Raw genomic sequence first — 17,192 nt, forward strand, 5'->3', positions numbered from 1 at the left:
AGCAGAGGACCATCCGCCTCCGCCCGAGCGACGTTTAAGCTAGTAATTAGCGCATTACAGCCAAGAGTTAGCACGCCCCCACAGAATAATGCGGGCTACAGGCGTAAAAAAGCCGGACGCGCAGGTCCGGCTTTTAAAGTGCATTGCCACAGCGCTTACATCGCGCGGCGCGTGCGCTTGCTTTGCTTGACGGCTTTCTTCTTGCTCTTCACCGACGCTTTCATGACTTTTGGTTTCTCATCCGGCCCGGCGATCAGGCGGCGGATCTTGACCGCATCCATGTTGCGCACCGAGCTGGCGCCGGCGTTCAGCAGCACCAGGGTGTTGTTCTTGCCACCGGTCCGGAAGCGCATGATCAGGCAGCGGCCGGCTTCCTCGGTGTAGCCGGTCTTGGACAACCCGACATCCCAACCCTTGGCGCCAACCAGGCGGTTGGTGTTGTGATACTCGACCTTGCGGCCCTTGATGTTGATCACATCCTTGGTGTCAGTGGTGATGCGGCGAATGTCAGGATAGGCCGAGGCGGCCGCCGCGATCTTCACCAGCTCGGTCGCGGTGGACATATTGTGGGGGGACAAACCGGTCGGTTCCTCGATCACCGTCTGGGTCAGACCCAGCGCGCGGATCTTGGCTTTGACTGCCGCACGGAAAGCTTCCATGCCGCCAGGATAGGTCCGGCCGAGCGAGGCAGCGGCTCGGTTGTCTGACGACATCAGCGCCAGCTGCAACACATCGCCGCGCGAAATCTCGGCGCCGACCGGCACGCGCGAGGCGCTGTGTTTCAGCATATCCACGTCCGAACGATCGATGGCGATCTTTTCGTTCATATCCTGTTTGGCGTCCAGCACCACCATGGCGGTCATCAGCTTGGTCAACGAAGCGATGGGCACCTGGGCGTTGGCGTTCTTCTCCAGCAGCACTTTGCCGGTGTCGTCTTCGACCACCAGCACCGACTGCGAGCCGAGCGGCACGGCGGCAAATGCAGCCGCGGTAAACGAGCTCAGCAATACAGCAACAATTTTCTTGAGCATATCGGTATGTAAAAAGGAAAGAGGAGTCTATCGGACACGTCTGGGGGACGTGGCGCGCGTAAATAGTCTAGCTATACGGCAATATTCTCTAAGGATAGACAATAACATTAAAGTCGCTTCTCGTCTATTGTACGTAAGTATCGGATTAAAAACAAAAAAGCCCTGGGACGGGAGCGCCCAGGGCTTTTTTCCGTGCAACGGCTGCGGCGGCGGCCGGGATGGTAATGCCGCTAAGTTAAGCCTTTTCGACCACAAACTGGTGAGCCGTCATTCCCGCGCTGGCGGGAATCCATAGGACGCGTGGTCATCAGTTCAGCATGGATTCCCGCCTGCGCGGGAATGACCGGTTCTTAATTTGGCTGCATTACAGCCGGGACGGGGGACTGGCTAACTGCCGATCTTGGCGATGGACACCTCGGTGGATTTCACCAGGGCGATCACTTCGCTGCCGACTTTCAGGTCCAGGTCCTGGATCGAGCGTGAGGTGATCACCGAAGTGACGATACCGTGCTGGGTTTCTACATCGACTTCCGAAACGACCGGGCCAAAGATGATTTCCTTGATCTTGCCACGGAATTGGTTGCGTACATTAATTTCAGAAATGGCCATCGTGCTTCCTTTGTCTGGGTTGATTACAACAGTTCCAGATTACGGGCACGGCGGCCATTTGAGAACGAATGCTTTTGAATATTGTTATTTGTTATAAATCTTGTCGAACTCGCCGCCGTCGGCAAAGTGCTTGGCCTGGGCTGCCTTCCAGCCGCCAAACACGTCGTCGATGGTGAACAGGTTGACTTGCTTGAAGTTGGCGTTGTACTTCTTGAAGGCTTTCTCAGAGCGCGGGCGCAGCGAGTGCTTGGCGATGATTTCCTGGCCTTCTTCGCTGTACAGGAAGTTGACGTAGCCGGTGGCCTGCTTGCGCAGGTTGCGTTTGTCGACCACCTTGTCCACCACCGCTACCGGCGACTCGGCCAGGATGGAGATCGACGGGTAGACCACGTCGAACTTGTCGCCGAATTCCTCGCGCACCAGGTTCACTTCGTTTTCAAAGGTCACCAGCACGTCGCCGATTTCACGCTGGGTGAAGGTGGTGGTGGCGCCGCGGCCGCCGGCGTCCAGCACCGGCACGTTCTTGAAGATCTTGCCGACCAGGTCGCGCGCCTGCGCTTCGTTGCCGCCTTTCTTGACCACCGAACCCCAGGCCGCCAGATAGGTGTAGCGGCCGTTGCCGGAGGTCTTAGGATGCGGAATGATGACTTTCACGCCCGGCTTGGCCAGGTCGCCCCAGTCCTTGATCTGCTTGGGATTGCCCTTGCGGGTCAGGAACACCATGGTGGAGTAGAACGGCGACGAGTTGTTCGGGAATTTCTTGGCCCAATCGGCCGCCACCACGCCGCGCTCGACCAGGATGTCGATGTCGTTGGCCTGGTTCATGGTTACGATGGAGGCTTCCATGCCGTCCGCCACCGAGCGCGCCTGCTTGGACGAGCCGCCGTGCGACTGGTTCACGTCCACGCTCTCGCCGGTGCTTTTCTTCCACTGGGCGCTGAAGGCAGGGTTGATTTCCTTGAACAGTTCACGGGTGACGTCGTAGGCGGCGTTCAGCAGCACGGTGTCGGCGGCTTGCGCCTGCATCGGCAGCCCCAGCAGGACGGCGGAGGCGGCCAGGAAGGACGAGATGACAACGCGGCGAGCAGTATTTTTAGTGGTCATAATGAGCTTTCGTAATAACAGGCGTCCATGGTGTAAAATTTCGCCCCGAAAAGATACGAATTTTTCGTTATATGCTTAGAAGTTCACTAGAAAACGCATATGGATTTTTGAAAACATTAGTGGGCAAACAAGGACGCGCGCTCTAGTCTGGCAGCATCCGACGGCCTTAACCAGCTTGGTGTATAGTCGCCCTTAGTAATGTTTTGTGAGCGTACATGAGTCTTGAAATTCGTATTGCTGCTTCGACGGATGCGGAGGCGGCGTGCAATGTATTGCGCCGTTCGATCAAGGAATGCTGCGAGCTGGATCATAAGAACGATCCGGCCATCCTTGATGCGTGGCTAGGCAATAAAACTCCGCAGATGGTGGCGAACTGGTTCAGCTCGCCCACCAATTATTCGCTGGTCGCGCTCAGCGAAGGCGCCGTCGTCGGCGTCGCGCTGCTCACCGGCGCCGGCAAGCTGGCGCTGTGTTATCTGTTGCCGGAGGCGCGCCGCCAGGGCATCGGCAAGGCCTTGTTGACGAAGATGGAGGAGCAGGCCTGCAGCTGGGGCGTGAAAGCCCTGCAGCTGCACAGCACGGCCAGCGGCAAGGACTTCTTCGCCCAGCGCGGCTACACCGATGCCGGCAAGGTGCGCTCGCCGTACGGTGTGGAGACGGTGTTCTTCTGGAAGCAGCTGGACGAGGACGCCACCTGCCCGAACGCGCCCAAGCGCAAGAAATTCTGCAACTGCAATACCGCTTAATACGCTACCCGCAAGCTCTCCCGCCGTTCCGGCACCGATCCCACTTCCACTCCGCCGGCGAACAACTTCAGTTCGCCCGCCGCGAATTGCGTCCACTGTTCGTTGGAGGTGAGCGGCTGCGTGGCGATCACGGCGATGCGATCGTCCAGGTGGTTGTGGCGGCTGAAGTCGATGCTGAGGTTGCAGTCGATCAGGTGCGCCACCGAGAACGGATATTCGCGCACCACCACGTGCAGGTCGGTGCTGCAGTGGGCGAACAGCAGCTCGCCGTTGGACAGGATGAAGTTGAAGCTGCCGTAGTCGGCGATCTCGCCGGCCAGGGTTTCCAGCGCCGCGTACAGCACGTGGCGTTCTGGCTGATGTTCAAAGCGCAGCGCCAGCCCGGACAGCAGGTGGCAGAAGGCGCGCTCGCTGTCGGTGTCGCCCCACGGCGCGTACAGGCTGGGATTGGGATCGAACAGTTTCAGGTCGCCGTTGTGGGCGAACGACCAGGTCTGGCCCCACAGCTCGCGCGTGAACGGATGGCTGTTTTCCAGCGACACGCGGCCCTGCGTGGCCTTGCGGATGTGCGCCACCACGCTGCGCGCCTTGATCGGGCTTTGCTTGAACTGCGCCGCCAGCGGCGAGTGGATCGAGGGCAGGTAATCGGTGTACAGGCGGCAGCCGGTGGGCGTGTGCAGGGCGATGCCCCAGCCATCCTTGTGTTCGCCGGTACGGCCGCCGCGCTCGGCAAAGCCGGCGAAGGAAAAGTCCACGGCGGCGGGTTTGTTGCTGCTCATCGCAAGTAATTGGCACATGGTGTCACGACGGAGTTAAACGATGACCTCACGATAACGGCCGCGCTCCCGGGGCGGAACGAATGTTTTGGCATATCCATAGCTGAAAGCATTCGTTCTGCTTTGCGGCGCGCGGGCATACGCTGTCGACATTGTTCGTACCCCAAGAGGAGTTCCATGTCATTCCCCATCCTGCAAAAGTACCTGGCGCGTCTATCCGACGCCACCGGCGCTGCTTCCAGCATCTGGCTCGATCACGAGGGCAAGGCGCAAGGGCGGTTTTTCAATTGCACCATGAGCAGCGCGTTCCAGCCTATTCGGCACCTGGACAGCGGCGAGGTGCTGGCCTACGAAGGTTTGGCGCGCAGCGTGTCGGCGCAGGACCAGGGGCTGTCGCTGTGGAAGCTGCTCGACCACGCGGCCAGCGACGATGAGTCGATCGAGCTGGACCGGCTGTGCCGCATGCTGCACGCGATTAATTTCTTCCGCCAGGCCGGCAATACCGATGCCGATCTCTATCTGAATGTGCATGACCGGCTGCTGAGCGCGGTCAGCAGCAACCACGGCCACGCGTTCCGCCGCATTCTCGACGCGCTGGAGTTGCCGCTGGAGCGGGTGGTGCTCCAATTGCCTGCGGCCACGCCGCAGCAGGGCTGGTTGTTGAACTATGTGTCGGACAATTACCGCCGCAATGGCTTCCGCTTCGCGGTGAACGTCAACAGCGCGCGGGATGGCCTGGGCGTGCTGGATCGCTTGCGTCCGGACGTGTTCAAGCTGGACGCGCGGGAATTGCAGGATAAGGCTGGCCTGGAGCAGTTACTGCGGCGTTGCGCCGCGGCCAAGGTGGAAGTGGTGTTCAAGCGGCTGGAAACGCCGCAACACCTGTCGGCCTTGCGCGAATTGAGCGCGGCCGCAGGCGTGCCATTGCTGGTGCAGGGGTATCTGCTGGATGAACCGCGCTCGGCTCTCTTGCAAGAGCCGGCGCGCCAGGCTGCTTAGTTCAGCTTAGTTCAGAACCCAGTTGTATTGCACTTGCGCCCAGACCGGCTCGGCGCCGTTGCTGGCTGGCTTGAACTTGCAGCTGGTGCTGGCGCGCTGCGAAGCCTTGTCCAGGGCCAGCGAGCCGCTCGACGAGATCACTTTGGTTTCTTGCACATTGCCTTTGGCGTCCACCAGCACGGCCAGCTTGACGTTGCCCGACAGCTCTTCGTCCTGCCACGAGGTGCGGTAGTTAGGCACGTCGCAATCGGCGTTGTTCAGACGGCCCGCAGGAGCGGCGGCGCTGGCTGGGTTGATGGTCGACAGGGAGATCAGGGCGATGGCGGCGATAGAACGGATGATCATGATGGGCTCCAGTAAGTAAGTTCAACGGGAAAACATTTATTCGATGGATGAACTATACCGCGCCGCATCATATATGAATACTTTATTGTTGGAATGCCAGCCATAAGCTACGGAAATAATGCGGCCACCTAAAATATTTCCGATACACAATTTTTGTATCGATCAGGCAGCTGTATCATTTCTTAAACGAAAGTTAGGACGGTTTTTCTTTCCCTCCGCATAGGCTATAGTAGCAATATTGCTTTTTACGGTACGGGTAGACTTATGGCATCGCGCAGGGAATTTCTAGGGCTGACGGCAGCCAGCTTCTTGTCGGTGCCGCTGATCGGCTGCGCTTCCAGCGTGCCGGTGCGGCACAGCAGCATCGCTCATCCGGCGGCAAAGCCGGCGCCGGTAGCGTCCAGCAGCATGGCGCACGCGTCCGAACAATCGGCGCCGTCCGGCAGTGGCGCAGGGATGATGGAGCCGCCACCGGACATCTTTGATGCCCAGGCGCTCGATCTGGAATTCTGGCTGCGCCCACGCACCATCGAGGTGGTGCGCCCGGCGAGCAAGGAGCGCGCCAAGCTGCTGTACTGGAAGGACGGCGAGATCATCGAGTCGGCCTATCAGGACTTGTGCCACCTGATGCGCGACGTCAATGGCGGCAACGAGACCCGCAACATCGATCCCAAGCTGTTTGAAACGCTGTGGGGCACGCAAGCCTTCGTGCAGCGCTACGGCATCGACGCGCCGCTGGAGATCCTGTCGGGCTACCGCACCCCGGCCTCCAACCAGAAGCTGCGCGAAGCGGGCGTGCCGGCCGCGCGTCAGTCGCTGCACATGGTGGGGCGCGCCGCCGACATCCGCATCGCCAACCTGAACGCGGAAGTGCTGGGCGGGTTGGTCAAGAGTTTCCGCCAGGGCGGGGTCGGCTTCTACTACCGCGCCGGCCCGCGCGGCGGCTGGATCCACGCCGACACCGGCCTGCAGCGCACCTGGAAAGGCTAGCCTTCACGGCTTGTGCTCCGTTCGTTTACACTGGCGGCTTAGTCAGCCAACAGGATAGTTATGCAAGACCCCAATGAACCGCCGCGCTTCAAGCCGGTGCCGTGGAGCGGACTGGAAACGCCCGCCGATGTCGAACTGTGGATAGAAGAGCATAACCAGGCTTTGCAGCAGCACATCGGCAAGCATGAAACCGGCTACGGCGTCTGCTTTACGCTGGCCGAGGGCGGCGAGATCTATATGCAGACCACCCAGGATGGGGCGCTGATTCTCGATGTGACGCCGGAAGCGGAATGGGTGGCGCCCCTGATCATGGCGGCCGCGCGCCTGCAGGAGGCGCCGCCCGGCCGCCTGTGGGTGCTGCCCGACGATAAGCTGGTACAGTTGATGATCGGACTGAGCGGCCTGATCGCCAGTTCCATCCTGGTCGTGGGCCATCATTTCGGAGTGCGCCGCCGCATGGGCGCGTGGTAAAGGAGCTTCATGCTGAAACGTCATTTCATCTTGGTGCTGGCGGCCGCGCTGGCCCTGCCGGCTTCGGCCGCCGATCTGCTGGCCACCGTCAAGGCGCGCGGCAGCCTCAAGGTGGCGCTGGAAGGCACTTATCCGCCGTTCAACTACAAGGAAAAGAACGGCGAGCTGGCCGGCTATGACGTCGATGTCGCCAGGCTGCTGGCCGCCAGGCTGGGCCTCAAGGTGGAGTTCGTCACCAGCGAGTGGGCCAGCATCCTGGCCGGGCTGGCCGCCAACAAGTATGACGTGATCATCTCCCAGGTCGGCATCAATCCTAAGCGCGAGCAGGCCTTCGATTTCTCCCAGCCCTACATCTACTCGATGCCGCAGCTGATTGTGCGCAACAACGAAAGCGCCAGCTACAAGTCGCTGGCCGACCTCAAGGGCAAGAAGCTGGGCGTGGGGCAGGGCAGCGTGTACGAGCAGCAGGCCAAGGCGGTGCCCGGCATCGAGGTGCGCAGCTACGCGGCGGCGCCGGACACCATGGCCGACCTGGCCGCCGGCCGCATCGACGCCGCGCTCAACGACAGCCTGATGTCGGCCTATTTGCTGAAGATTTCCAAGCTGCCGATCAAGGCCGGCGCGCAGGTCGGCGCGGTCGAGCGCATGGGTATTCCATTCAAGAAGGGCAATCCCGAATTCAAGCAGGCGCTCAACAAGGCGCTGGCCGACGCGGCCGCCGACGGCAGCCTGAAAGCCATTTCCGTGAAATGGTTCGGCGTCGACGTCAGCAAGGCGCCGTAAGCGATGGAGTGGCTGGAGCTGCTGCGCGAGGCGGCGCCCGTGATGTTGCGCGGCGCCGGCTACACGGTGCTGTTCGCGCTGGCCGCGATGGCCGGCGGCCTGCTGATCGGCTTCCCTGTGGCGGTGCTGCGCCTGCTGCCGTACCGCCTGCTGGCGTGGCCGGCCGGCGTCTACGTCAGCCTGATGCGCGGCACGCCGCTGCTGGTGCAGATGTTCGTGATCTACTACGGCCTGCCCAGCGTCGGCGTCGAGTTCACGCCGGTCACGGCCGGCATCCTGGCGCTGAGCCTGAACTCGGGCGCGTTCCTGTCGGAAAGCCTGCGCGGCGCCATCGGCGCCGTCAGCAAGGGCCAATGGGCCGCCAGCTACAGCCTCGGCCTGGGTTACTGGCGCACGCTGTACCACGTGGTGCTGCCGCAGGCGCTGCGGGTGGCGGTGCCGGCCATGAGCAACACCCTCATCAGCCTGATCAAGGATACCTCGCTGGTCTCGGTCATCACCCTGACCGAGTTGATGCTGTCGACCAAGGAAGTGATCGCCACCACCTTCCAGCCGCTGCCCTTGTACCTGGCCGCGGCCGCGATTTACTGGCTGCTGAGTTTGCTGTTTGAGGCGCTGCAACGGCGCATGGAACAACGCTTGAACCGCGCGCACCACGCAAGGTAGGGCTTACGCTCGACATCGCCTGCACGAAATGTTAGTCTGAAAACATCACTGTAGGGGGTGTATGGATAAGACTATGCACACTGAGCTGCCCGGACTCGCGGTCCTCGCCGGACAGGCCGCGATGGCGCCGTTGGCCGAGGCCGGCGCCAGCGCCGAGCAAGCCTATTTCAACGATATCTACCTGCTGGCGCCGGTCGGCTACTTCGTGCTGGGCTTCGACGCCACCATCGTGCAGATGAACGTGGTCGGGGCCGATTTGCTGGGCCTGCGGCGCGGCGATCCCGAGCGCTTGTCGTTCCGCCAGTTCATCGCGCCGCGGTTCCACGACGACTTCGACCGCTTCCTGCGGCGCGCCATCAACAGCGCGCAGGCCGAGCAATGCAATCTGCAGATGCAGCGCCACCGCAACCAGCAGGGTTTCCCGGTCTCGCTGCGCGCCAGCGTCGACAGCGGCGGCCAGGCCATCCGCGTGGTGCTGGAGCCGGCCGAGGGCAAGCTGCCGCTGCTGGAGCGCAGCGAGGAGCGCTTCCGCCGCATCGTCCACAACGCCGAGGAGGGCATCTGGGAGATCGACGCCGCCGCCCGCACCAGCTTTGTCAATCCCAAGATGGCGCAGATGCTGGGCTACAGCATCGAGGAGATGCTGGAGCAGCCGCTGGTGGCGTTCATGGACGAGGAGGGCCGGGTCATCCTCGAACGCAATATCGCGCGCCGCCAGCAGGGCGCCTCCGAGCGCCACGAGTTCAAATTCCTGCGCAAGGATGGCAGCGAGCTGTGGGCCACGCTGGCCACCAATCCCATCTTCGACGCCGACGGCGCCTACCGCGGCGCGCTGGCGCTGGTGACCGACGTCGGCGCCAGCCGCGCCTCGGCCGACCTGATCTGGCACCAGGCCAACTTCGACGAGCTGACCGGGCTGCCCAACCGCCACATGTTCCAGGACCGGCTGGGGCAGGAGATCAAGAAGGCGCGCCGCGACGGCACCCAGCTGGCGCTGCTGTTCATCGACCTCGACGACTTCAAGGAGGTCAACGACACGCTGGGCCACCAGCAGGGCGACCTGGTGCTGGTGGAGGCGGCGCGCCGCATCGGCCGCGGCGTGCGCAGCAGCGACACCGTGGCGCGGCTGGGCGGCGACGAATTCACCGTGATCCTGCCCGGGCTGGCCCAGCCGGACAGCATCGACCGCATCGCCCAGGGGCTGCTGACGCTGCTGGCGCGCCCGATCGCGCTGGAGGGGGCGCAACCGTCGCTGTCGGGCAGCGTCGGCATCGCCGTGTTCCCGGACGACGCCGACAACCCGGAGGCGCTGCTGCGCTGCGCCGACCAGGCCATGTACGCCGCCAAGCAGGGCGGGCGCAACCGCTACAGCTATTTCACGCCGGACCTGCAGCTGGCCGCGCAGGCGCGCCAGCAGGTGACGCTGGACCTGCGGGCGGCGCTGGCGCAGGAGCAGCTCGAGCTGCACTACCAGCCCATCGTCAACCTCCAGAACGGCCGCGTCGAGCGCGCCGAGGCGCTGCTGCGCTGGCGCCACCCGCGGCGCGGCCTGCTGGCGCCGGCCGAATTCCTGCCGTTCGCCGAATCCGGCGGCATGATGCTGGAAATCGGCGACTGGGTGTTCCGCCAGGCCGCGCAGCAGGCGCGCCGCTGGCAGGACGAACTGGGCAGCGGATTCCAGGTCAGCATCAACCAGTCGCCGGCGCAGCTGCGCGGCGCCACCGCGCTGTACGTGGACTGGCTGCAGCTGGCCGCGCGGCTGGGCCTGCCGCCACGCAGCATCGTGCTGGAAATCACCGAGGGCGCGCTGCTGGACGGCGCCGGCCACGTCAGCGAGCGCCTGCGCGAGTTGCGCGAGATGGGCCTGCAGGTGGCGCTCGACAACTTCGGCACCGGTTACTCCTCGCTGTCGCACCTCAAGCACTTCGGCATCGACCTGCTCAAGCTGGACCGCAGCTTCATCCAGCACTTGGCCAACGATAGCGGCGACCTGGTCATGTGCGAGGCGCTGATCGTGATGGCCCACAAGCTCGGCCTGCGGGTGGTGGCGGAGGGCGTGGAGACGACCGCGCAAAGCGGCCTGCTGGCCATGGCCGGCTGCGATTATGCCCAGGGGTATGTGTATGCCGGCGCGCTGCCGGCGCCGGAACTGGCCGCGCTGGCGCAGCGCGGCGTCAGCCTGCTGCACTGAGCCGGCCGTATTGGAGCGATCAGCGCAGGCGCAGCAGCGAGATCACGCGCTCGCGGCTGATGCCGGCCAGCGCCGAGGTGATCGACAGCAGCGACTGGTAGCCGGGCTGCCTGGTGGTGCGGACGAAATTCTGCGCCACCTGGTCCATGCCGTTCTGGGTGGCGGCCGGGGCCGCGTTGCGCACGCGCGCGGCCACCTGCGCCAGCGCCTGGTGCACCGAGGCGATCGACGCCTCCACCTTGGCCAGCGCCTGCACCACCTGCTGCAGGGTGCTGCGGATGCCGTCGAGGTCGGCGGTGTTCCAGCTGTCGGGATCGACTTCGGGCGCCTCGGCCTCGGCCTTCACGCGGTTCAGCTGGCCGGTCGGGAAGCGGATGCCGTTGCCCTGCACGGCGATGGTGTCGCGCACATTGCCCCACTGCGCCTCGCTGGTGGAAAAGCTCAGCTGACCGTCGTCGTTGATTTGCGCGCGCACCCCGGCCGGCGCCAGCGCCTCGTCGAAGCGCTGGGCGATCTGGGCGTCCGACAGGCCCGGCTCCAGCACCACCGAGCGCACGTTCTGGCCGCCGCCGATGGAGATCGCCAGCACCTCGCGGCCGCCGTTGCGCAGGTTGGCCAGGTTCATGCCGCGCACGGTGAAGCTGGTGGTGCTGCCCTTGTTGCTGAACTTGAGCTGCGCGTCCAGCGTGCCGCCCGAGGCGCTGCCGCGGTTGCGCCAGCTGTTGCTGAACTGGCGCACGCGCGCCTCCAGCATGCCGTCGGCGCGCTGGCGGTTGGCCAGGCGGGCGCTGAGGTCGGCCTTGAGGTTGCGCAGCTGGGCCGCGCTTTGCTCGAGGAAATCGAGCGCCTGCTGGGCGCCGGAAATGTCGCCCTGCAGCGGCTGGTCCCAGTTGTTCAGGCCGCGGCGCAGCGGCGCCGCCGAGTTCGGCGTCGGCGTGACCGGGGTCGGGGTGGCGGCGTTCTCGCCGTTCAGTCCCAGCGCGGTGCCGTCCACCGCGGTGGCATTGCCGGCGTTGGCGCCGGGGACAATGACTTGGGGGGTGGTGGCGGACGTGATTTGCATGGCTGGGAACTAAAAAATTACAGGACGTTGAACAGCGACAGATTGGTGATCTTGGAGTAAGCCTTGTACGACGCCTGCAGCGCCAGGTTGTAGCCGTTCAGTTCGGTGGCGGCCTCGCCCATGTCCAGCGAGCCCAGGTCCAGCAGCGCGGTCTTGTTCGACAGGCTGACGTTGGCGTGGTTGCCGTCCAGGGTTTCCATCACGTTCTGGGCGCCGCCGAAGTCGGCGATCTTGGAGGCGATCGCGTCCAGCGCGGCGCTGGCGCCATCCATATTGGCCATGACCGCCGCGCGCAGCGAGGGCGTGGCCGGGGTGATGCCCGGCTGCTGCAGCTCGTTGATGGTGGTGTCCATCTGGTTCAGCAGCGCCTCCAGCCCGGAGACGTCGACGTTGACGGTCTGGGTGATGCCGTTGCCGACCACCGATTTCTGCTGGTTGGTGTTGCCGGTGAAGGTGTAGCGCGCGCCGACCGGGGCGCTGGCGTCATAGCTGATGGCCTGGGTGTTGGTCAGGGTGCCGGAGAAGATGTAGCGGCCCTCCTGGTCCTTCTCGTTGGCGGCGTAGAAGATGCTGTCGCGCAGCGAGGTCATCGAGGTGGTCATCGACTTCAGGTCGTCGCCGGTGTTGCTGGCGTCGGCCGCCCACACCAGCAGGTCGTGGCTCTGGGTGATGTCGTTGACCATCGACTGCAGATAGGTCTCGTTGGTCGACAGGCGGATCTTGATGGCGGCGATGTTGTCGCGGTACTGGCCGACGATGGCCTCCTCGCGCGTCAGGCGCGACAGGCGCACGGCGGTGACCGGGTCGTCCGACGGCACTTGCAGCTTCTTGCCGCTGGCCATGCGCGCGGTCAGCGAGGCGAGCGCGCTCTGGTTGTCTTGCAGGCCGCGGTTCATGGTGGCCTGGAACTGGCTGGTGGCGATACGCATACAGGCTCTCCTTAACCAAACATTTGCAGCGTCGAGTCGAACAGGGTGTTGGCCACGGCAATCACCTTCATGTTCGCCTGGTACATATTCTGGAATTCCACCAGGTTGATGGCTTCCTCGTCGGTGTTGACCGCGCTGGTCGATTTCCAGTCGTCCTCGGCCTGGGTACGGATGGTGGTGGCGGTCTTCAGCTGCGACTGGTTCTGCTGGCTGTCGATGCCCAGCTTGCCGACGATCTGGGTGTCGGCGTCGCCCAGCAGCACGCTGCCCAGCGAGCTCAGGGTGATCGGCTTGCCCTTGATGCCGACCAGCTGTTGCAGGTTGCCGCTGTCGCCCGGGGTGCCGTCGCTGGAGAAGGCCAGGTCGGTGGTCTGGAAGCCGTCGACCACCTGCAGCAGGCCGGAGGCGCTGGACGGGTTGAATTCCAGCAGCGGCTCGCCGGCCGTGCCGTCGCTCTTGAAGCCGGCGCTGAACTGGTCGTTGACCATTTGCGCCATCTGGCCGGCGATCTCGGAGATCGATTTCTGCAGCGGCAGCAGGGTGTTCTGCTTGTAGTTGCCGAGGCCGCCCAGCTGGCCGCCGACCTTGGTGTCGTCCAGCTTGAACTTGCTCTTGGCGAAGGTCAGGGTCAGGGTCGAGGCGCCCGAGGTGGTGACGAATTCCAGCGAGGCCGCCATGTTGCTGACCACCAGCGGTTGGCCGCTCTTGAGCGACACGCTGGCGGTGCCGTCCGGGTTCATGATCACTTCCACGCCGACCTGCGAGGCGACGCTGTCGATCAGCTGCTCGCGCTTGTCCTGCAGCGCCGAGGTGTTGGTGCCGGCGCCGCTGACCGCGACGATCTGCTGGTTGAGCGCGGCGATGCCGGCCAGCGACTCGTTCAGCTGCGGCAGGATGGCCTGCTGTTGCTGCTGCACCGAGATGACCTGGGCGGCGGTGACGTTGTAGATCGAGTTGAACTGCTGCGACATCGAGTCGGCGGCGGTGATCACCTGCTGGCGCAGCGGGGTCGAGGTCGGGTCGACGCCGGCCGCGTTGAGCGCCTTGAAGAAGTTGTCGATGCCGTAGCTCAGGCTCGACTTGTCGTCGCTCATCACCGTTTCCATCTGGGTCAGGTAGGGCTGCACCTGCGACAGCGAGCCCAGCTCCGAATTGGAGCGCCACATCTGCTGCGCCTTGTAGGAATCGCTGAAACGCAGCAGCGAGCCGATCTGCACGCCATTGCCGGCCGACTTGGTGCCGGGGTCGGACGCGGTCGCCTGCAGCAGCACACCCTGGCGGGTGTAGCCCTTGGTTTGCGAGTTGGCGATGTTTTGACTGACGGTGTTCAGTGCGGCCTGGGCGGCCAGGGCGCCCGACAGTGCGTTGTAGGTGATGGTCATTGGTGCGGGGTCTTTCCTGGTGAAGTCCGGGTGACCTGTGGCGGCGTGGCCCCACCGGTCCGATATCAGTAACGGGCGACCGATTATTGCCGCGGATTAAGCGACGCGCTAATTTTTTGCGATTCGGAAACATTTCCGGCCGCCGCGGCCGGCGCCGGCTGCGCCGGCAGCAGCTGGCGCAGGATGGCGTCGGCCACGCCGAAGGCGCGCTTGCCGGCCAGCTGGTCGGCCACCAGGTTGTCGGCCATGTCCAGCATGTCGTCGTTGATGCGGCTCTTGCCGGGGCTGTCCTCGGCGGCCAGCGCGCGGGCGCCGGCGCGCATCTGGTGCAGCATGTGGCCGATGAAGAAACTCTCGAACTTGACCGCCGCCTCGGTGGCCTTGGCGCGGTACAGCGGGTCCACCGTGTCGCCGGCCTGGGCCGGCTGCGGCGCCACGTGGGTGCCGCTCAGCTGGCCGGCGGTGCCGTTGGCCAGCAGGCGGGTGGGATCGAAGCGGGTGCTGTCCATGGGCTGTCCTTAAATCACCACCAGCTCGCCCTCGATGGCGCCAGCCTGGTCGAGGGCCTGCAGGATGGCCATGATGTCGTCCGGGGTGGCGCCCAGGCTGTTGACCACGTCGATGATCGATTGCAGCTTGGCACCGGCCGGCCACTTGAACATCTGCGCCGGGCCCTGGTCGGCCGTGACCTGCGATTGCGGCGAGGACACGGTCTGGCCGCCGGCCAGCGCGTTCGGCTGGCTGACCTTGGTCGACTCGGAGATCACCACCTTGAGCGAGCCGTGGGTGACGGCGGCCGCGCGCACGCGCAGGCCCTCGGCGATCACCACGGTGCCGGTGCGCGAGTTGAACACCACCTTGGGCGCGTCCTCGCCGACGTCGATGTTCATCGACTCCAGCTTGGCCATGAAGGCCACGCGCTGGGTCGGGTTGGCGGGCGCCACCACGTCGACGCTGGTGGCGTCGCTGGCGGTGGCGATGTCGCCGAACTTCTTGTTGATCGAGTCGACGATGTTGATCGCGGTCTGGAAGTGCGGGTGGCGCAGCGACAGGCGCACGGTCGGCTTGGCGCTGAAGTCGGTCGGGATCTCGCGCTCGATGTTGGCGCCGCTCGGGATGCGGCCCGAGGTCGGGGTGTTGACCGTGATCGACGAGCCGGACTTGCCCTGGGCGCTGAAGCCGCCCACCACCACGTTGCCCTGGGCCAGCGCGTACACCTCGCCGTCGGCCGCGCGCAGCGGGGTCAGCAGCAGGGCGCCGCCGCGCAGGCTCTTGGCGTCGCCCATGGACGACACCACCACGTCGATCGACTGGCCCTTGCGGTAGCCGGGCGGGAACACCGCCGACACCATCACGGTGGCGACGTTCTTGGACTTGGCGTCGGTGCCGTCCGGCACCTTCACGCCAAACTGCTTGAGCATGTTGATCACCGACTGGCTGGAGAACTTGACCTGGGTCGAGTCGCCGCTGCCGTTGAGGCCGACCACCAGGCCGTAGCCGACCAGCGGGTTGTCGCGCACGCCTTCGATGGCGACCAGGTTGCGCAGCGCCTGCGCGGCGTGCGCCGGCAGGGCCAGCGAGAGCGCCAGGGGCAGGGCCAGGAGGAGCTTGCGGAAATGCATGGGGGACCCCGTTTTAGAATGGCATCAGCGGGCCGTTGAAGAAACGCGTCAGCCAGCCCGGCTGCTGCGCGTCGGCCAGCGTGCCCTGCGCCGAGTAGGCGATGCGGGCGTTGGCGATGCGTTGCGACGACACCTGGTTGTCGGCGTCGATGTCGGCCGCGCGCAGGTAGCCGCGCAGGCGCACGAACTCCTCGCCGTTGTTCAGGGTCAGGGTTTTCTCGCCGGACACGCGCAGCAGGCCGTTCGGCAGCACTTCCTGCACGATCACGGTGATGGCGCCGGTCAGGGCGTTCTGCTGGGTGCTGGTGGCGTCGCCGGCAAAGTTGTTGGACGCGCCCAGGCCGATCGCGGCCTTGCCGAAGGTCTTGCCCAGCAGGTTGGGCGCGTTGATGTTGTCGGCCGACTGCTTGGAGAAGCTGGTGCCGGCCTTCTTGCTGGCCTGGGTGGTTTCCTGCAGGATGATGGTGACGATGTCGCCGACGCGGAAGGCGCGGCTGTCCGAGGTCAGCGACATGCCCAGGTCGGGGCTGAAGACGCCGCCCGAGACGCCGCGCGGCGCCGTATTGCGCGCCACGGTGGGCGGCTCGTCCGACGGGCCGGGACGCACGGCCGGCGGCTGCAGCGAGGCACAGCCGGCCAGCGCGAGCAGCGCGAGCAGGGCAGGCAGTGCGGTTTTCATCAGCGTGCCGCCTGCGACAGGTACTGCAGCATGTTGTCGGCGGCCGACAGCACCTTGGTGTTCATCTCGTAGGTGCGCTGGGCGGCGATCATGTCGACCATCTCCTCCACCACCTGCACGTTCGAGCCCTCCAGCGTGCCCTGCTTGATCTTGCCCCACTGGGCGGTGCCCGGCGTGCCCTCGGTCGGGGTGCCCGACGACGGCGTCTCGGCGAACAGGTTCTCGCCCAGCGCCAGCAGGCCGGTCGGGTTGATGAACGAGGTCAGGGTCAGCTGGCCCAGCTGCTGCGGCGTGACGTTGTCGGCGATCTTGGCCGAGACGGTGCCGTCCTCGCCGATCGACAGCGCGGTGGCGTTGGCCGGCACGGTGATCTGCGGGATCAGCGGCAGGCCGCTGGCGTTGACCAGGATGCCGTTGGCGTCGACCTGCAGCTGGCCGGCGCGGGTGTAGGCGGTGGTGCCGTCGGGCTGGCGCACCGACAGGAAGCCGTTGCCCATCACCGAGATGTCGAGCTCGCGGCTGGTGGTTTGCAGCACGCCCTGGGTGAACACCTTCTGGGTGCCAACCATGTGCACGCCGTTACCGAGCTGCACGCCGGACGGGGTCAGGGTGTTGTTGTCGGCGCGCTGGGCGCCCGGCTGCTGCTCCACCGAGTAGAACAGGTCCTCGAACACCACGCGGTCGCGCTTGAAGCCGACGGTGTTGGCGTTGGCCAGGTTGTTGGCGATGGCCTGCAGTTTCTGGTCCTGGGCCTGCACGCCGGTTTTGCTGATCCACATTGCTGGATTCATGATTTTCTCCCTGTC

At 64.7% G+C, this 17,192-nt stretch carries 19 protein-coding genes; 7 read left to right on the forward strand and 12 right to left on the reverse strand.

Features of this window, described 5'->3' with window-relative positions; translation table 11 throughout:
- Positions 1-155: 155 nt before the first annotated feature.
- From FHW83_RS28015 to FHW83_RS28025, 3 genes are all read right to left on the reverse strand, one after another.
- On the reverse strand, positions 156-1,031 hold the full coding sequence (locus tag FHW83_RS28015; protein WP_176649644.1) for a serine hydrolase: 876 nt from the start codon (positions 1,029-1,031) through the stop codon (positions 156-158).
- Positions 1,032-1,418: 387 nt separating this feature from the next.
- Entirely contained in the window at positions 1,419-1,640 is a 222-nt protein-coding gene (locus FHW83_RS28020) for a molybdopterin-binding protein (protein WP_154376450.1), read from the reverse strand.
- An 84-nt stretch (positions 1,641-1,724) separates the two neighbouring features.
- Entirely contained in the window at positions 1,725-2,744 is a 1,020-nt protein-coding gene (locus FHW83_RS28025; RefSeq protein WP_176649645.1) for a sulfate ABC transporter substrate-binding protein, read from the reverse strand.
- A gap of 215 nt (positions 2,745-2,959) precedes the next feature.
- Between FHW83_RS28025 and FHW83_RS28030 the strand changes: the two genes are divergently transcribed.
- A complete protein-coding gene (locus tag FHW83_RS28030; RefSeq protein ID WP_176649646.1) occupies positions 2,960-3,490 on the forward strand; it encodes a GNAT family N-acetyltransferase in 531 nt (176 codons plus the stop codon).
- Here the strand turns inward: FHW83_RS28030 and FHW83_RS28035 are convergent.
- Complete coding sequence (locus FHW83_RS28035) at positions 3,487-4,287, reverse strand: class II glutamine amidotransferase (RefSeq protein ID WP_176649647.1); 801 nt, start codon at positions 4,285-4,287, stop codon at positions 3,487-3,489. The two genes, FHW83_RS28030 and FHW83_RS28035, sit on opposite strands and share 4 nt — an antisense overlap.
- Before the next feature lie 156 nt (positions 4,288-4,443).
- Between FHW83_RS28035 and FHW83_RS28040 the strand changes: the two genes are divergently transcribed.
- A complete protein-coding gene (locus FHW83_RS28040) occupies positions 4,444-5,265 on the forward strand; it encodes an EAL domain-containing protein (protein ID WP_176649648.1) in 822 nt (273 codons plus the stop codon).
- Positions 5,266-5,271: 6 nt separating this feature from the next.
- Here the strand turns inward: FHW83_RS28040 and FHW83_RS28045 are convergent, their stop codons facing one another.
- Complete coding sequence (locus tag FHW83_RS28045) at positions 5,272-5,610, reverse strand: energy transducer TonB (RefSeq protein WP_176649649.1); 339 nt, start codon at positions 5,608-5,610, stop codon at positions 5,272-5,274.
- A 408-nt stretch (positions 5,611-6,018) separates the two neighbouring features.
- Between FHW83_RS28045 and FHW83_RS28050 the strand changes: the two genes are divergently transcribed.
- The 5 genes from FHW83_RS28050 to FHW83_RS28070 all read left to right on the forward strand — a co-directional run bounded on the left by FHW83_RS28050 (position 6,019) and on the right by FHW83_RS28070 (position 10,711).
- On the forward strand, positions 6,019-6,600 hold the full coding sequence (locus tag FHW83_RS28050; protein WP_176649705.1) for a DUF882 domain-containing protein: 582 nt from the start codon (positions 6,019-6,021) through the stop codon (positions 6,598-6,600).
- Between the two features lie 60 nt (positions 6,601-6,660).
- A complete protein-coding gene (locus FHW83_RS28055; RefSeq protein WP_176649650.1) occupies positions 6,661-7,071 on the forward strand; it encodes a hypothetical protein in 411 nt (136 codons plus the stop codon).
- A gap of 9 nt (positions 7,072-7,080) precedes the next feature.
- Positions 7,081-7,854, forward strand: coding sequence for a transporter substrate-binding domain-containing protein (locus FHW83_RS28060; protein WP_176649651.1), 774 nt, complete (start codon positions 7,081-7,083; stop codon positions 7,852-7,854).
- A gap of 3 nt (positions 7,855-7,857) precedes the next feature.
- Positions 7,858-8,520 carry an amino acid ABC transporter permease gene (locus FHW83_RS28065; RefSeq protein WP_176649652.1) on the forward strand — a complete coding sequence of 221 codons (663 nt, stop codon included), beginning with the start codon at positions 7,858-7,860 and terminating at the stop codon, positions 8,518-8,520.
- A gap of 73 nt (positions 8,521-8,593) precedes the next feature.
- On the forward strand, positions 8,594-10,711 hold the full coding sequence (locus FHW83_RS28070; RefSeq protein WP_229224394.1) for a bifunctional diguanylate cyclase/phosphodiesterase: 2,118 nt from the start codon (positions 8,594-8,596) through the stop codon (positions 10,709-10,711).
- 19 nt (positions 10,712-10,730) lie between these two features.
- On the opposite strand, the gene FHW83_RS28075 is transcribed toward FHW83_RS28070, so the two are convergent.
- The 7 genes from FHW83_RS28075 to flgG form a co-directional block, all read right to left on the reverse strand.
- Positions 10,731-11,774 (reverse strand): hypothetical protein, encoded by a 1,044-nt coding sequence (locus tag FHW83_RS28075; protein WP_176649654.1) that lies wholly within the window; start codon positions 11,772-11,774, stop codon positions 10,731-10,733.
- 17 nt (positions 11,775-11,791) lie between these two features.
- Positions 11,792-12,703 carry a flagellar hook-associated protein FlgL gene (gene flgL, locus FHW83_RS28080; protein ID WP_176649655.1) on the reverse strand — a complete coding sequence of 304 codons (912 nt, stop codon included), beginning with the start codon at positions 12,701-12,703 and terminating at the stop codon, positions 11,792-11,794.
- Between the two features lie 11 nt (positions 12,704-12,714).
- Entirely contained in the window at positions 12,715-14,085 is a 1,371-nt protein-coding gene (flgK, locus tag FHW83_RS28085) for a flagellar hook-associated protein FlgK (protein ID WP_176649656.1), read from the reverse strand.
- A gap of 83 nt (positions 14,086-14,168) precedes the next feature.
- Positions 14,169-14,594 (reverse strand): rod-binding protein, encoded by a 426-nt coding sequence (locus tag FHW83_RS28090; protein ID WP_176649657.1) that lies wholly within the window; start codon positions 14,592-14,594, stop codon positions 14,169-14,171.
- Between the two features lie 9 nt (positions 14,595-14,603).
- Complete coding sequence (locus FHW83_RS28095; protein ID WP_176649658.1) at positions 14,604-15,707, reverse strand: flagellar basal body P-ring protein FlgI; 1,104 nt, start codon at positions 15,705-15,707, stop codon at positions 14,604-14,606.
- A 13-nt stretch (positions 15,708-15,720) separates the two neighbouring features.
- Entirely contained in the window at positions 15,721-16,386 is a 666-nt protein-coding gene (gene flgH / locus FHW83_RS28100) for a flagellar basal body L-ring protein FlgH (RefSeq protein ID WP_176649659.1), read from the reverse strand.
- The gene (gene flgG / locus FHW83_RS28105; RefSeq protein ID WP_176649660.1) at positions 16,386-17,177 is read right to left on the reverse strand and encodes a flagellar basal-body rod protein FlgG; all 792 of its coding nucleotides are present in this window, start codon (positions 17,175-17,177) and stop codon (positions 16,386-16,388) included. Before flgG ends, flgH begins: the two co-directional genes overlap by 1 nt.
- Positions 17,178-17,192: the final 15 nt, after the last annotated feature.

It is taken from the genome of Duganella sp. SG902 (assembly GCF_013376005.1).
In the GTDB taxonomy this organism is placed as follows: domain Bacteria; phylum Pseudomonadota; class Gammaproteobacteria; order Burkholderiales; family Burkholderiaceae_D; genus Rugamonas.

What these genes read in the sequence shown, in the direction of transcription:
- FHW83_RS28015 (WP_176649644.1), bottom strand. Translation starts at nt 1,031, where the DNA reads ATGCTCAAGAAAATTGTTGCTGTATTGCTGAGCTCGTTTACCGCGGCT.
- FHW83_RS28020 (WP_154376450.1), bottom strand. Translation starts at nt 1,640, where the DNA reads ATGGCCATTTCTGAAATTAATGTACGCAACCAATTCCGTGGCAAGATC.
- FHW83_RS28025 (WP_176649645.1), bottom strand. Translation starts at nt 2,744, where the DNA reads ATGACCACTAAAAATACTGCTCGCCGCGTTGTCATCTCGTCCTTCCTG.
- FHW83_RS28030 (WP_176649646.1), top strand. Translation starts at nt 2,960, where the DNA reads ATGAGTCTTGAAATTCGTATTGCTGCTTCGACGGATGCGGAGGCGGCG.
- FHW83_RS28035 (WP_176649647.1), bottom strand. Translation starts at nt 4,287, where the DNA reads ATGTGCCAATTACTTGCGATGAGCAGCAACAAACCCGCCGCCGTGGAC.
- FHW83_RS28040 (WP_176649648.1), top strand. Translation starts at nt 4,444, where the DNA reads ATGTCATTCCCCATCCTGCAAAAGTACCTGGCGCGTCTATCCGACGCC.
- FHW83_RS28045 (WP_176649649.1), bottom strand. Translation starts at nt 5,610, where the DNA reads ATGATCATCCGTTCTATCGCCGCCATCGCCCTGATCTCCCTGTCGACC.
- FHW83_RS28050 (WP_176649705.1), top strand. Translation starts at nt 6,019, where the DNA reads ATGGCGCACGCGTCCGAACAATCGGCGCCGTCCGGCAGTGGCGCAGGG.
- FHW83_RS28055 (WP_176649650.1), top strand. Translation starts at nt 6,661, where the DNA reads ATGCAAGACCCCAATGAACCGCCGCGCTTCAAGCCGGTGCCGTGGAGC.
- FHW83_RS28060 (WP_176649651.1), top strand. Translation starts at nt 7,081, where the DNA reads ATGCTGAAACGTCATTTCATCTTGGTGCTGGCGGCCGCGCTGGCCCTG.
- FHW83_RS28065 (WP_176649652.1), top strand. Translation starts at nt 7,858, where the DNA reads ATGGAGTGGCTGGAGCTGCTGCGCGAGGCGGCGCCCGTGATGTTGCGC.
- FHW83_RS28070 (WP_229224394.1), top strand. Translation starts at nt 8,594, where the DNA reads ATGCACACTGAGCTGCCCGGACTCGCGGTCCTCGCCGGACAGGCCGCG.
- FHW83_RS28075 (WP_176649654.1), bottom strand. Translation starts at nt 11,774, where the DNA reads ATGCAAATCACGTCCGCCACCACCCCCCAAGTCATTGTCCCCGGCGCC.
- flgL (WP_176649655.1), bottom strand. Translation starts at nt 12,703, where the DNA reads ATGCGTATCGCCACCAGCCAGTTCCAGGCCACCATGAACCGCGGCCTG.
- flgK (WP_176649656.1), bottom strand. Translation starts at nt 14,085, where the DNA reads ATGACCATCACCTACAACGCACTGTCGGGCGCCCTGGCCGCCCAGGCC.
- FHW83_RS28090 (WP_176649657.1), bottom strand. Translation starts at nt 14,594, where the DNA reads ATGGACAGCACCCGCTTCGATCCCACCCGCCTGCTGGCCAACGGCACC.
- FHW83_RS28095 (WP_176649658.1), bottom strand. Translation starts at nt 15,707, where the DNA reads ATGCATTTCCGCAAGCTCCTCCTGGCCCTGCCCCTGGCGCTCTCGCTG.
- flgH (WP_176649659.1), bottom strand. Translation starts at nt 16,386, where the DNA reads ATGAAAACCGCACTGCCTGCCCTGCTCGCGCTGCTCGCGCTGGCCGGC.
- flgG (WP_176649660.1), bottom strand. Translation starts at nt 17,177, where the DNA reads ATGAATCCAGCAATGTGGATCAGCAAAACCGGCGTGCAGGCCCAGGAC.